11 protein-coding genes are annotated in these 12,748 nt (G+C 70.6%); 5 read left to right on the plus strand and 6 right to left on the minus strand.

The window, feature by feature from the left end; all coding sequences use genetic code 11:
- Positions 1 to 24: 24 nt before the first annotated feature.
- Genes rsmA through AC07OQ_RS02805 form a run of 3 tightly spaced genes read right to left on the minus strand, consistent with a single transcriptional unit; the run spans position 25 to position 4,508 of the window.
- Entirely contained in the window at positions 25 to 798 is a 774-nt protein-coding gene (gene rsmA / locus AC07OQ_RS02795; RefSeq protein WP_495051563.1) for a 16S rRNA (adenine(1518)-N(6)/adenine(1519)-N(6))-dimethyltransferase RsmA, read from the minus strand.
- Between the two features lie 25 nt (positions 799 to 823).
- Positions 824 to 2,143, minus strand: coding sequence for a peptidylprolyl isomerase (locus AC07OQ_RS02800; protein WP_495051564.1), 1,320 nt, complete (start codon positions 2,141 to 2,143; stop codon positions 824 to 826).
- Position 2,144: 1 nt separating this feature from the next.
- Positions 2,145 to 4,508 (minus strand): LPS-assembly protein LptD, encoded by a 2,364-nt coding sequence (locus AC07OQ_RS02805; RefSeq protein ID WP_495051565.1) that lies wholly within the window; start codon positions 4,506 to 4,508, stop codon positions 2,145 to 2,147.
- Between the two features lie 169 nt (positions 4,509 to 4,677).
- Here AC07OQ_RS02805 and AC07OQ_RS02810 point away from each other — a divergent pair, with 169 nt between their 5' ends.
- Positions 4,678 to 5,727, plus strand: a complete 1,050-nt coding sequence (locus tag AC07OQ_RS02810) for an aminoglycoside phosphotransferase family protein (protein WP_495051566.1) — start codon at positions 4,678 to 4,680, stop codon at positions 5,725 to 5,727.
- Here the strand turns inward: AC07OQ_RS02810 and AC07OQ_RS02815 are convergent.
- Positions 5,714 to 6,718 carry a LysR family transcriptional regulator gene (locus AC07OQ_RS02815; RefSeq protein WP_495051567.1) on the minus strand — a complete coding sequence of 335 codons (1,005 nt, stop codon included), beginning with the start codon at positions 6,716 to 6,718 and terminating at the stop codon, positions 5,714 to 5,716. The genes AC07OQ_RS02810 and AC07OQ_RS02815 overlap by 14 nt on opposite strands.
- Before the next feature lie 129 nt (positions 6,719 to 6,847).
- Here AC07OQ_RS02815 and AC07OQ_RS02820 point away from each other — a divergent pair, with 129 nt between their 5' ends.
- From AC07OQ_RS02820 to AC07OQ_RS02835, 4 genes are read left to right on the plus strand one after another with little or no spacing between them, the layout of a single operon-like run.
- Positions 6,848 to 8,158: a UDP-N-acetylglucosamine 1-carboxyvinyltransferase gene (locus AC07OQ_RS02820; protein WP_495051568.1), complete on the plus strand. Its 1,311-nt coding sequence runs from the start codon at positions 6,848 to 6,850 to the stop codon at positions 8,156 to 8,158.
- Positions 8,159 to 8,173: 15 nt separating this feature from the next.
- Positions 8,174 to 9,091, plus strand: a complete 918-nt coding sequence (locus tag AC07OQ_RS02825) for a hypothetical protein (protein WP_495051569.1) — start codon at positions 8,174 to 8,176, stop codon at positions 9,089 to 9,091.
- A complete protein-coding gene (locus AC07OQ_RS02830; protein ID WP_495051570.1) occupies positions 9,088 to 9,993 on the plus strand; it encodes a hypothetical protein in 906 nt (301 codons plus the stop codon). The genes AC07OQ_RS02825 and AC07OQ_RS02830 overlap by 4 nt, the downstream gene beginning before the upstream one ends.
- Positions 9,990 to 10,916 (plus strand): pseudouridine synthase, encoded by a 927-nt coding sequence (locus AC07OQ_RS02835; protein ID WP_495051571.1) that lies wholly within the window; start codon positions 9,990 to 9,992, stop codon positions 10,914 to 10,916. The genes AC07OQ_RS02830 and AC07OQ_RS02835 overlap by 4 nt, the downstream gene beginning before the upstream one ends.
- Positions 10,917 to 10,919: 3 nt before the next feature.
- On the opposite strand, the gene AC07OQ_RS02840 is transcribed toward AC07OQ_RS02835, so the two are convergent.
- Together AC07OQ_RS02840 and AC07OQ_RS02845 are read right to left on the minus strand one after the other, a co-directional pair.
- Positions 10,920 to 11,318: an MBL fold metallo-hydrolase gene (locus AC07OQ_RS02840; RefSeq protein ID WP_495051572.1), complete on the minus strand. Its 399-nt coding sequence runs from the start codon at positions 11,316 to 11,318 to the stop codon at positions 10,920 to 10,922.
- 39 nt (positions 11,319 to 11,357) lie between these two features.
- Positions 11,358 to 12,731 carry an MmgE/PrpD family protein gene (locus AC07OQ_RS02845; RefSeq protein WP_495051573.1) on the minus strand — a complete coding sequence of 458 codons (1,374 nt, stop codon included), beginning with the start codon at positions 12,729 to 12,731 and terminating at the stop codon, positions 11,358 to 11,360.
- Between the last annotated feature and the right edge of the window lie 17 nt (positions 12,732 to 12,748).

Raw genomic sequence — 12,748 nt, forward strand, 5'->3', positions numbered from 1 at the left:
ACGAGAGAAAAGCGGCGGCGGCGCTCAGCCGCCGACCGCCTGCGCCAGCGCCACGTATTCCGCCACCGGCACCTCCTCGGCGCGGCGCTGCAGGTCGAACTCGCCGCCGAAGCCGCGCGCCTCGAGCCAGCGGCCCAGGCTGTGGCGCAGCAGCTTGCGGCGCTGCGAGAAGGCGCTGGTGACCAACTCGCCCAGCAGGGCCTGGTCGATCGCGGCCGGCTGCGCATAGGGCAGCATGCGCACGATCGCCGAATCCACCCGCGGCGGCGGATCGAAGGCCTCGGGCGGCACGTCCAGCACCGATTCGATCTGATAACGCCACTGCAGCATCACCGAGAGGCGCCCGTAGTCCTTGCCGCCGGGCCCGGCGGCCATGCGGTCCACCACCTCCTTCTGCAGCATGAAATGCTGATCGACCACTTGGCCGACGAAATCCAGCAGATGGAACAGGATGGGGGTGGAGATGTTGTAGGGCAGATTGCCGACGACGCGCAGCTTCTGCCCCTTGGCCAGGGCCAGCGCGCCGAAGTCCACCTTCAGCACGTCGGATTCCACCACCTCGATGCCCTCGCGCTTGCGCAGCTTGGCGGCCAGGTCGCGGTCCAGCTCGACCACGGTCAGCGGCCGGCTGGCCGCGGGCATGCGCGCCAGCAGCGGCAGGGTCAGGGCGCCCAGGCCCGGGCCGATCTCGACCAGGCGGTCACCCTCGGCCGGGGCGATCGCATCGACGATGGCGTCGATGATGACGCGGTCGGTCAGGAAATGCTGTCCGAAGCGCTTGCGCGGAATGTGAGCCATCAGGCGGTCGCGGCCGTCACTGCGGTCACTGCCATTCGCGCAGCTCGACGAAGGCGCGCGCGCGCAGATCGCGCACCCAATCCTGGTAGGCGTCTTCGTATTTCTGCTCGCGCAGCGCGTTGCGCGCCTGCTCGCGCAGCTGCTTGGGGTCGACCTCGACGTCGCGCCGCTCCTCCACCTTGATCAGGTGCACGCCGAAGCGCGAGGGCACCGGGTTGGAGATGCCGCCCAGCGGCAGGGCGTTCATCGCCTCCTCGAACTCGGGCACGAAGCCGCCCGGCGCGACCCAACCCAGATCGCCGCCCTCGGGGGCGCTGCCGTCCTCAGAGTTGTCGCGCGCCACCTGCTCGAAGCTGACCCGGCCGGCCTCGATCAGGCGCTTGAATTCCTGCAGGCGGCGTGCCGCCACCTCGGCCGTCAGCTGGGCCGAGGGGCGCAGCAGCACATGGCGGGCACGGGTCTGGGTCACCAGGGTGACGGCCTCGCTGCCGTCGCGCCGCTGCAGCAGCTTCAGCACATGGAAGCCGGCGCCGGAGCGCAGCAGATTCGAGGCGATGTCGCCGTTCTTCAGATCGCGCACAAAGTCGACGAACACGTCCGGCAGGCGGTCGGCGGGGCGCAGACCGATCTCGCCGCCGCGCGCCTTGTTGCCGTCCTCGGACAGCTCGCGCGCCACCTTGGCAAAGTCCTCGCCCTCGCGCACGCGCTTCAGCGCGCCTTCGGCACGCGCGCGGCGCTCGGCCACCACGCTCTCCGCCGCGCCTTCCGGCACCGTCACCAGGATCTGCGCGATGTTCAGCTGGGCGCCGCCGGGGACGCTCTGCCTGCGCTTGTCCTCCACGAACTTGTCGATCTCGCCGTCGGTGACGCGGATGCGGCCCAGCACCTCGCGCTCGCGCACCCGCTCGGTCATCATCTGATCGCGCAGGTTCTCGCGGAAGCGCTTGTAGTCCATGCCCTCGGCCGCCAGACGCTCGCGCAGCTGGGCCATCGTGAGCTTGTTCTGGGTCGCGACGTTGGCCACCACCCGGTCCAGCTCCGGCTCCTCGACGCGCGAGCCGTTCTCGCGCGCATGGGTCACGATCACACGATCCTCGATCAGGGCCTCCAGCGCCTGCTTGCGCAGCAGCTCGGGGTCCGTCGTCTCGCCGCGCTGGCGCGCCTCGGCGCGCAGGCGCTCGGTGCGCAGCGTCACCTCGCTGGCCGCCACCACGTCCTGGTTCACCACCGCCGCGATATGGTCGCCGGGCTTGAGGTTGCTGGCGCCGGCCTGGGCGAACGCGCCGCCGCAAGCCAGGGTCAGGCCCAGGGCGCCGGCCAGGATACGCAAAGTCAGATGGGACATGTCAGTCATAGGAAGGCGAGGACGAGCGGGGTTCGCTCAACGGGCGGTAACCGGGGATATTGTCTCTCAGGACCCCCAGGGCATTCGAGCCCAGGCGGGACAGGCCCACCAGCTCCAGCTGCAGCAGCAGCCGGGTGTTGGTCTCGGCGCGGCCGGTGGACTGGCGTTCGGCGCCGACGCGCAGGATCCAGCAGCCGGCGTCGTACTCCATGCCCACCACCGAATCGGTGAAGCGTTTGTCGCGCAGGCTGTACTGCAGCCGGCCGGCGCTGTACCAGGCGCCGCCGCCGCAGCTGCCGCCCGACGAGCCGGCACCGCTGCCGCGCAGCTGCTCGCGCGCCGCCGCGGCGCCGAACAGCGGCCATTGCCAGCCCAGCTCGAGCTGCTCGCTCTGGCCGCGCGCCAGCCGGTAGGCCGCGCTGACCGTGCGGAAGGGCCCCGGCGAGTAGCGCGCCCGGAAGGTGGAGCGCACGCTGCGTCCCTCATCGGCGTTGAACTGCAGGGTGCCGTCCAGCCACCAGCGCCGGTTCAGGTGGGTGGAGCCCAGCAGCAGCAGGTCGGACACCTTCTGCGTGATCGGCTGGCCGTCCGGCGTGATCTGCTGGTCCTCGAACAGGAAGCGCTGCACCAGGCCCAGGCGCAGCAGCTCCTCGCCGCGCTCGGACTCGATCCAGCGCGTGGTGGCGCCCAAGGTCAGCTGGTGCGCGTCCGAGACGCGGTCGACGCCGGAGAACTGGTTCTCGGTATAGATCGAGTCGAAGTTGAAGTCCTTGGCCGCGGCATCGAAGTTGGGCAGCCGCGACTGGTCGCGATAGGCCGTCTTCACATACAGCAGGCGCGGCTCCAGCGTCTGCTGCAGATTGCGGCCGAAGGCGTGGGTCTCGCGCTCGAACACCCAGCCATGGTCGATGCTGAAGCTCGGGATGGTGCGCGAGGCCGAACGCCGGCCGTCGCTCATCGCCTGATCCACCGAGTAGCTGGCCGCGTTCACGGACAGCTTGGGGATCAGCCACCAGGCCGCGCCGCCCAGCGGCAGGCTGACATGGCCCAGCGCATGCACGCGCGAGCCGGTCTGGGTCTGGCTGGCCAGGGCCTCGGTGGGCAGATCGAAACGGTTGTACTCCAGCTCCAGCGCGCCCTCGAGCCGCGCCTCGCGGCCCCAGGGGATGAAGCCGGCCAGCACGCCCTCGTCGGCCGCGCTGGACAGGCGCACGCCGACCTGCGGCGAGCGCTGGTAGGGCGAGTCGAAACGGGTCAGCGGGTCGCTGCCCTGCAGCAGCTGCCAGCGCTGCACGCGCGCATAGGCCGTCGCATCGCCCCAGGAGAAGCTGCGCGTGCGGTCCAGCTGCAGATCGCTGGCCAGCAGGCGCTCGGTGGGGCTCTGGATGCGCTTGGGCAGATCCTTCCAGTAGTCGTCGTCCGAGACCCGCTCGGCATTCAGCCGGTAGCGCCAGCCCAGGCCCAGCGCGCCGGCGTTGTCCAGGTTCAGCGCCCAGCGCTTGTGGCCCGCCGCGCGATCATGCGGCAGCCAGGCCAGGTTCAGCTGGCCGCGATGCTCCGGTTCCAGGTAGCGGAACTCGCTGTCCAGGCCCACGCCGCGGCGCGTCATCACGAAGGGCGTCAGGGTCGCATCGCGCTGCGGCGCGATGTTCCAGTAATAGGGCATCCCCAGCTCGAAGCCGCTGCGGTTGTCCAGGCCCACGGTCGGCGGCAGCCAGCCCGATTTGCGCTCGCTGCTGAGCGGGAAGCTCAGCGTGGGCGCCGCCAGGATGGGCACGCCCTGGAAGCGCAGCACCGCATCGCGGGCAATGCCCTCGTTGGTCTCGAAATTCATGTCCAAGCGGCCGGCCGTCAGCTGCCAGGCCGGCTCCTGGCCGGGCTCCACGACCGGGCAGCTGCTGTAGGTGGCCTGCTCGGCGCTGACCCGCTTGTTGCCCAGGAAACGCAGGCTGCGCGCCTGGCCGCCGCCACCGGTCTGCGAGAAGAAATAGCTGGGGCTGAGGAATTCGCCCTCGAAGCGCTGCAGGTAGAGCTGCACCTCCGGGCCGCGCACCACATTGCCGTTGCGGCTGACCTCGACGCTGCCGGTGGCCTTGGCCAGATCGCTGACCTGGTCGTAGCTGAGCGCGTCCGAGCGCAGCAGCAGATCGCCGTAGCGCAGCTCCACCTGGCCCTCGGCGATGGAGCGCCGGTCGATCTGGCTTTCCAGGCGATTGGCATTCAGCACCAGGGCCGGCTTGCTCCTGTCGTCGGCGCCGCCCGGCGGCACCAGCAGACGCGAGGGGCGCAGCGGCAGCGGCGCCTCGGGCGTCGCGCCGCCCTGCGCCATGGCGCCGCCGCCCAGGCCCCAGCTCAGGGCCAGCATCAGGGGGCGCAGCGGAAATCGGGTGGGGGGCTGGGGGCGCGGCACGGCGTCGGCGAACGTCTTCTTCTGGCGAGGTTGGCGGATAAGCTCGGCAGGCTGCCGACGGTTTGTAGAATTCATTATCCATGAGGGCTAGCGACCCGAACCCTTTCCGCCCCGTCCCGCCCGCATGAATCCGATCGAATGGCCGAGCCCGGCCCGTGAACAAGCCTTCCAGGCCTGGCTGCAAGCCCTGGCCGCACCTCAGGGTCTGCTGCCCGCCACCCTGCGCCTGGCCCATGCCGACGCCAGCACACGCCGTTACCTGCGCCTGGACCGGATCGAGGGCGGCTCGCGCATCGTGATGGACGCGCCGCCCGAGCATGGCTCGATGCGCGCCTTCGTCGAGATCGGTGCCCAGATGGCCGATTGCGGCCTGCATGTGCCGGCGCTGCTGGCGACCGAGCTGGACCAGGGCTTCCTGCTGCTGGAGGACCTGGGCGAGCTGCCCTATCTGCAGGCGCTGCAGCAGGCCGGCCCGGCCGAGGCCGACCGGCTGATGCGCGCCGCCATCGCCGCCCTGCTGCAATGGCAGCTGCGCGGCGACGCGAGCCGCCTGCCGGACTATGACGAGGCCTTCATCCGCCGCGAGCTGCAGATCTTCGTCGACTGGTGCGTGGGCCGCGAATTCGGCCGGCAGTGGAACGACACCCAGCTGGGCTGGTGGGAGCACAGCTGCAAGGCCCTGGCCAGGGCCATGCTGGCCCAGCCCAAGGTGGCCATGCATCGCGACTACATGGTGCGCAACCTGATGGTCTGCCCGCCCGAGGCCGGCAATCCCGGCGTGCTGGACTTCCAGGACGCGGTGCGCGGCCCCATCGCCTACGACATGGCCTCGCTGCTGCGCGACGCCTTCATCTCCTGGGACGAGGAGCGCGAGCTGGACTGGGCGATCCGCTACTGGGAGCAGGCGCGCAAGGCCGGCCTGCCGGTGCCGGAGGATTTCGGCGAGTTCTGGCGCGCGCTGGAATGGTCGGGCCTGCAGCGCCACCTGAAGATCCTGGGCATCTTCAGCCGCCTCAAGCACCGCGATGGCAAGCCCGCCTATGCCGAGGATCTGCCGCGCCTGTTCGCCTACGCGATCAAGGTGTCAACCCGCTACATCGAGCTGTCGCCGCTGACCCGGCTGCTGGAGGACCTGCAGGGCCATCTGGTGCAGACCGGCTTCAGCCTGCGCTGAGCGCGTCGGCCGTGGCGGTCTGGCCGCAGACGCCCGGGTTGGTCTCGCAGCCGGCCGCGGCCAGCCAGGGGTCGCGGTCCTCGCCGCCGAACACCTCCAGCAGGAAGTCGAGGAAGGCGCGGGTGCGCGCCGGCACGTATTTGCGCGTCGGCATCGCGGCCCAGATCGTGAAGCTGAACAGCCGCCATTCGGGCAGCACGCGCTCCAGCGCATGCTCCAGCAGGGCATCCTCGATCAGGAAGGACGGCAGCCCGGCGATGCCCAGGCTGTGCAGCGCCGCCGCATAGTTGGTGTCCATGTGACCGGTGGCCAGCACCGGCTTCTTCGGCATCAGGGTCAGGTTCTCGCCGCCGGGCTCGTCGTCGCCCCAGGCACCGCGCTGGAACAGGATGCCGCGCTGCAGCTCGGAAACCGGCGGCAGCAGCGTGTCATGGTCGCGCAGGTCGGTGGGATGCTGGGGTCGGCCGCGCTTGTTCAGGTATTCGGGCGAGGCGCACAGGATCACCTCGGTGCGCGCCAGGCGGCGCGCCACGAATTCGCCGTCCAGCGGCTGGCGGGTGTGCAGGATGGTGATGTCGTAGGACTCGTCCACCGTGTCGACGCCGCCCGGCGAGGTGAACTCCACCGTCACCTGCGGAAACTGTTTGTGAAACTTGGGCAGATGCTTGGCCAGCTGGTGCACCGCGATGGCCGGCGGCACCAGCACGCGCAGATGGCCGCGCGGCTCGGTGGTGGCGGTGGTGGCCAGGGCCTCGGCCTCGTCCACTTCGGTCAGGATGCGCCGGGCGCGCTCCAGATAGGCCTCGCCGATATCGGTCAGGGCCAGGCGGCGCGTCGTGCGGTTGATCAGGCGCGCCCCCAGGTGCTCCTCGAGCTCGGCCACCAGCCGCGTCACGACGGCCGGCGCCAGATCCAGCGCGCGCGCGGCCGAGGCGAAGCTGCCTTCGTCGATGACGCGCACGAACACGCGCAGGGCTTTGAGTTGATCCATGCCTGGTGACTCCCGGGTTTCAAAGGAAACTGCGGCCAAGTCTAAGGGACGGGCGGCATGCGCGCCTCCAAGCCCGATAATCTCCCGGTCGACCCTCCGGCTCTTTCACCTTCTGGCCCGTTTCGCGCAATGTCCAATCTGATCGTCCATGGCGGCACTCCCCTGAAAGGCCGCATCGTCCCCTCGGCGAACAAGAACGCCGTGCTGCCCATCCTCTGCGCCACCCTGCTGAGCGCCGAACCGATCCGGCTGCATGGCGTGCCCGAGATCACCGACGTCAAGAAGATCCTCGAGGTCTTCCGCAAGCTGGGCAGCTCGGTCGAGATGGATTTCCAGACCGGCGTGCTGGACATCCACCACCGCGACACCCATTTCGACCCCGCGGTCGACCGCCTGCCCGAGGAGATGCGCAGCTCCATCATGCTGGTGCCGGGCCTGATGGCGCGCTTCGGCGCCGCCCGCGTGGAGGACGACGTCAAGGGCTGCACCCTGGGCGCGCGCGAGATCGATCCGCATGTGGAGGTGTTCGAGCGCTTCGGCGCCAAGGTGGAACGCCAGCCGGACGGCCTGCTGCTGCATGTGGCCGGCAAGCTGCGCGCCAACGACCACTGGACCGACTACGCCTCGGTCACCACCACCGAGAACTTCGTGCTCTGCGCCGCGCTGGCCGGCGGCACCTCCACGCTGATGAACGCCGCCTCCGAGCCGCATGTGCAGGAGTTCTGCCAGTTCATGCAGCTGCTGGGCGCCAGGCTGGAAGGCCTGGGCACCTCGCGCCTGACCATCCACGGCGTCGACAGGCTGGGCGGCGGCGAGTTCACCTTTGCCGAGGACTTCCACGAGATCGTCACCTTCCTGGCCCTGGGCGCCATCACCGGCGGCGACGTGCAGGTGAAGAACTCGCACCCCGAGCAGTTCCCGCTGATCGACCGCACCTTCGCCAAGTTCGGCGTGCAGATCGTGCATGAGAACGGCTGGTCGCGCACCGAGATCCTGTCCGGCGACGGCAAGCTCAAGGTCAAGGAGCCCTTCACCCGCAACATCCTGCAGAAGGTCGAGGCCGCGCCCTGGCCCTATCTGCCGGTGGACCTGCTGCCGATCTTCGTCGCCCTGGGCGTCAAGGCCGAGGGCAGCGTGATGTTCTGGAACAAGGTCTACGACGGCGCGATGGGCTGGACCTCGGAGCTCAGCAAGTTCGGCGCCCATGCCTTCCTGTCGGACCCGCACCGCATGGTCACCTTCGGCGGCAAGCCGCTTGCCGCCGCCGAGGTCGAGAGCCCCTACATCATCCGCGTCGCGATCGCGCTGCTGATGGTGGCGGCCAGCATCCCGGGTCGCTCCCTCATCCGCAACGCCACGCCGATCCGCCGCGCCCACCCGCATTTCGCCGAGAACATCGGCAAGCTGGGCGTGCGCGTCGAGTGGGTCGAAGGCGACTGAGCATGCCCGCGGCCGATGCGTAGACGCATTGCGCTGGCCGGCCTGGCGGCCGCCGCCATCCTGCTGCCGCCGGGCCCGGCCGGCGCGGACGAGCCCGCGACCATGCGCTGGCAGGTGCGCGACATGCCGCCGCATTTCGTCTACCCCGGCGGCAAGCCGCCCGCCCGCATCGAGGACCTGGGCGGCGGCACCATCGACAGCTATATGCGCCAGCTGCTGCCGCTGCTGCCGCAGTACCGGCACGAATTCGTCGAGTCCACGGCGGCGCGCGCGCAGGCGATCACCCGCGAGGGCAAGGCCCTGTGCTCGCTGATCCATCTCTACACGCCCGAGCGCCTGGCCGAGCGCTACTTCTCGCCGGCCTACCCGGTGCTCGGCACCTTGCAGGCGCAGGTCGTGGTGCATCGCAGCCAGCTGCCGCGCTTCGCGGCGCTGGGCCAGCCGCTGTCGCTGGCGCAGCTGCTGCAGCGCGGCGACCTCAGCGGCATGATGACCGCCGGCCGCTCCTTCGGCGCCGGCATCGACCGCCTGCTGCGCGCGCTGCCGCCGGGCAGCGGCAATCTGGCGCCGGTGGTGGTGCTGCGGCACAGCAGCCTGCTGAGCATGCTGCGCGCGCGCCGCATGGACTATGCGCTGGAGTTCCCGGGCCTGCTGGACGAGTACCTGCGCAACGTCGGCGCGCCCGGCGAGCTGGTGGGTCTGCCGATGGCCGAGGCCTCGGCCATCGCGCAGTCCTATGTCTCCTGCACCCGCAACGAGGCGGGGCGGCAGCAGATCGAGGCCGTCGACCAGGCGATCCGCCGGCTGGCCCAGCCGGCGCGCCGCGAGACCCTGCTGCGGCACTGGCGCTCGCCGGCCTTCGGCCCGGCGGAACGCGCCCGGCTGAACCAGTACATGGACGAGCGCGCCCGCGGCGGGCCGCAGATCGAATGAAACGGCCGGCACGCACCCCCTGGGCCGCGCTGGCCCTCGCGGCCCTGGCCTGCGGCGCCCGCGCCGACGAGGGCAGCCTGCGCTGGGTGGTGCAGGACCTGCCGCCGCATTTCAGCTATGCCAACGGCCGCGCCCCCAGCCGGCCCGAGGATCTGGGCCAGGGCGAGGTGGACGGCTTTCTGCGCCTGCTGATCCAGCGCCTGCCCGAGTACCGGCACGAATTCGTCGAGGCCAGCACGCCGCGCTTCGAGACCCTGGCGCGCCAGGGCCAGACCCTGTGCAGCGTGCTGCATGTGCGCCGGCCCGAGCGTCTGGAATGGCTGTACTTCACCCACCTGCATCCGGCCCTGCTGTCGCGCCAGATCCATGTGATCGTGCACCGCGACGCCGCGGCCCGCTTCGAGCAGGGCGGCCAGCCCCTGCAACTGGCCGAATTGCTGCAGCGGCACGAGCTGGTGGGCCTGCTGCCGCGCGAGCGCAGCTTCGGCCCGCGCATCGACGCGCTGCTGCAGGCGCAGGCGGCGAGCGCGCCCAGGACCATCGCGATCGGCCGCCACACCCAGCTGCTGGCCATGCTGCGCGCCAGGCGCATGGACTACACGCTGGAGTACCCCGCCGTGGTGGACGAATTCCAGCGCAGCCTGGGCGGAGCCCCCGAGCTGCTCAAGCTGCCGCTGGCGGAGGGGCGCAGCACTCAACTGGCCACCGCCGCCTGCAGCCGCACGCCCGAGGGCCGGCGCCTGATCGAGGCGATCGACCTGGCGGTGCGCCAGCTGGCCCAGGACCCGCAGCGCGAACGCTGGATCAAGGCCTGGCGCGGCGAGGCGCTGGACGAGGCCGAACGCCAGCGGCTGCTGCGCTACCTGGACGAGCGCGCACGCGGCGGGCCGCAGCTCGAATGAGCCGTCCGCCCAAGCTCGCGCTGCCGCTGCGCGAGGGCGTCGGCGCCAGTGCGCTGGCCTGCCCGGCCGGGCCCTGGCCGCTGCTGCTGGACTTCCTGGCCGAGCGGTTGCCGCTGGTGAGCCGCAGCGACTGGCAACAACGCCTCGCACAGGGCGAGGTGCTGGATGCCGAGGGCCGGAGCCTGGCGCCCGAAGCGCGCTACCGGCCCGGCGTGCGCATCTACTACTACCGCCGCCTGGCGCATGAGGACGAGATCCCCTTTGCCGAGCGGATCCTGTTCCTGGACGAGCGGCTGCTGGTGGCCGACAAGCCGCATTTCCTGCCGGTTACGCCCAAGGGCCGCTATGTGCAGCAGACCCTGCTGACCCGGCTGAAGCGCGGCACCGGCCTGGCCGAGCTGACGCCGATCCACCGCCTGGACCGCGAGACCGCGGGCCTGTGCCTGTTCGCCGTCCGGCCCGCGGATCGCGACGCCTACCAGCGCCTGTTCCGCGAGCGTGCGGTCGACAAGGTCTACGAGGCCGTCGCGCCCGCCCCCGAGCATGCGGCGCGGCAGGATCTGGCCCTGCCCCTGGTCTACCGCAGCCGGCTGGAGGAGCGCGCCGAGGCCTTCATGCAGATGCGGGAGGTGCCGGGGGAACCGAATGCCGAGACCCGCATCGCGCTGCTCGAGCGCTTGGGGCCGGAGCTGGCGCGCTACGAGCTGCGTCCGGCCACCGGCCAGAAACACCAGCTGCGCGCCCAGCTCAGCGCTTTAGGCCTGCCCATCGTCGGCGACCGCATCTATCCGCGCCTGCTGCCCGAGGAGCGCGAGCCGGACTATGCGAACCCGCTGCAGCTGCTGGCACGGGAGATCGGCTTCGTCGATCCGGTGACCGGCGTGGAGCGGCGGTTTCGCAGCGAGCGGCGGCTGTCCCGCTGACGGTCAACACCCGGCCGTGCATTTCCCGTTGGCGTCGAACTCCATCGTCTTGCCGGACAGCGGGATATGGACCTGCGCCTTGACGGCCTTGATGAAGGCCTCGGTCTTGCTGCCCGGGCGCAGCTTGCCGTCCACCGAGCCGACCTCGTTGGCATGCGAGGCGATCATCGAGGCCGGTTTCACCGGCTCGTTGATCACATAGGCGGCCTCGGCCGGCCCGGTGGTGAAGCCGTCGCCGATGTTCATCACGGCCAGCCTGGCCTTGTAATGCTTGTTGACGACCAGATCCTGGTCGGCGGTGATGCCGGTGTCGCCGGACAGATAGGCCACCAGGCCGTTGCTGAAGCGCAGCACATAGCCGGTGGCCAGGCCCACGTCGCCGGCGATGCCGGCCTCCTTCATCGAGAGATTCGTGGCAAGGTCTCCTTCCTTCGGTGGTGGCTAGACAAGCGAACCCAGCGCGGCCAGCGCGCGCGCATCGGCGGCGCCGCCCAGGCCCCAGCAGGCCTGGATCAGCGCGCCGCAGCGATCAAAGCCCAGCAGCCGGTCCGCCATGCCGTGGAACTTGGCTTCCAGCTGCGCGTCCGTCATCGGCCGGGCCAGCGAGCCGATCGCATGCTCGACGAACACATGGATGCGGCGTCCGTCCTTCAGCACGGCGGTGACGTCGGCGCTGGCCTCGGCGATGCCGTCGTCCACCGTGGCCACGACCCTGCGGCGCAGCGCCACCAGGTCGGCGCGGTTGACGATCGCGTCGGCGAACTCCTCCTCGGCCGCACGGCCGAAGCTCAGGCCGGCGGCACAGCCGTGGTAGACGCTGAACTTGGCCTGCAGGCCGTCGGCCGGCTCCTTCTTGCCGGTCAGCTCCAGCACCAGCGAATGCACCTTCAGCTCGATGCGCTCGATCTGCTCCGGCCTCACGCCCTGCTCGCGCAGCTGCACGCAGGCATCGATGGCGGGGTGGATGACGATGCCGCAGGCGAAGGGCTTGTAGGCATTGAAGCTGATCTCGAAGCGCGATCCCAGCTGGGACGTGATCTCGGACCAGTCGTTCTTGGTCGAGATGGTCTGCATCATGCCGCGCGGCGCCTCCAGCGCGCGCGGGCTGGCGGTGTAGCCATGCCGGGCCAGCAGCGCCGCCATCAGGCCGGCGCGCGCGGCGCCGCCCGGATGGAAGGGCTTGGTCATGGTGCCGAACTGCTCGCGCATGCCGATCGGCTGCGAGGCGGCGATGCCCAGCGCCATCGCGGTCTGCTGCGCATCAAGTTCCAGCAAGCGCGCGCAGGCGGCCGCCGCGCCCAGGGTGCCGGTGCTGCCGGTGATGTGCCAGCCGCGGTCGTAATGGTCGGGGTACATCGCGTTGCCGACGCGGCAGCTGACGTCGATGCCCAGCACCAGCGCGTCGATCAGCGTGCGTCCGCTGGCGCCGCTGTGCTCGGCCAGCGCCAGCGCCGCGCTGGCGACCGGGCCGGCCGGGTGGATGATGGTCTTCAGGTGGGTGTCGTCGAAGTCGAAGGTGTGCGAGCTGATGCCGTTGATCAGCGCGGCGCTGGCCATGTCCACCTTCTCGCGGCGCCCCAGCAGGCTGGCCTGGGGTGCGGGCTGCAGCGCCTGCACCGCGGCCAGGGCCGCCTCGGCGGTCTCGTGCCGGGCGGCGCCGACCGCACAGCCCACCCAGTTCATCAAGGTGCGATGCGCCTCGTGCTCCACCGCCTCGCTCCAGCCGCGGCTCGGATGGGTGGCGACGAACTGCGCCAGGGTCTGCGTGACGGGCGGTGCGTGGTGGTCGGCGGCGACCTGGGTATTGCGGGCCATGGCTGCGGTCTCTCCTT

This window comes from Roseateles sp. GW821-FHT09B06, from assembly GCF_059418245.1.

Excerpts from the sequence above, each read along its gene's own strand:
- rsmA (WP_495051563.1), bottom strand. The coding sequence starts at position 798 with ATGGCTCACATTCCGCGCAAGCGCTTCGGACAGCATTTCCTGACCGAC.
- AC07OQ_RS02800 (WP_495051564.1), bottom strand. The coding sequence starts at position 2,143 with ATGTCCCATCTGACTTTGCGTATCCTGGCCGGCGCCCTGGGCCTGACC.
- AC07OQ_RS02805 (WP_495051565.1), bottom strand. The coding sequence starts at position 4,508 with ATGCTGGCCCTGAGCTGGGGCCTGGGCGGCGGCGCCATGGCGCAGGGC.
- AC07OQ_RS02810 (WP_495051566.1), top strand. The coding sequence starts at position 4,678 with ATGAATCCGATCGAATGGCCGAGCCCGGCCCGTGAACAAGCCTTCCAG.
- AC07OQ_RS02815 (WP_495051567.1), bottom strand. The coding sequence starts at position 6,718 with ATGGATCAACTCAAAGCCCTGCGCGTGTTCGTGCGCGTCATCGACGAA.
- AC07OQ_RS02820 (WP_495051568.1), top strand. The coding sequence starts at position 6,848 with ATGTCCAATCTGATCGTCCATGGCGGCACTCCCCTGAAAGGCCGCATC.
- AC07OQ_RS02825 (WP_495051569.1), top strand. The coding sequence starts at position 8,174 with ATGCGTAGACGCATTGCGCTGGCCGGCCTGGCGGCCGCCGCCATCCTG.
- AC07OQ_RS02830 (WP_495051570.1), top strand. The coding sequence starts at position 9,088 with ATGAAACGGCCGGCACGCACCCCCTGGGCCGCGCTGGCCCTCGCGGCC.
- AC07OQ_RS02835 (WP_495051571.1), top strand. The coding sequence starts at position 9,990 with ATGAGCCGTCCGCCCAAGCTCGCGCTGCCGCTGCGCGAGGGCGTCGGC.
- AC07OQ_RS02840 (WP_495051572.1), bottom strand. The coding sequence starts at position 11,318 with ATGAAGGAGGCCGGCATCGCCGGCGACGTGGGCCTGGCCACCGGCTAT.
- AC07OQ_RS02845 (WP_495051573.1), bottom strand. The coding sequence starts at position 12,731 with ATGGCCCGCAATACCCAGGTCGCCGCCGACCACCACGCACCGCCCGTC.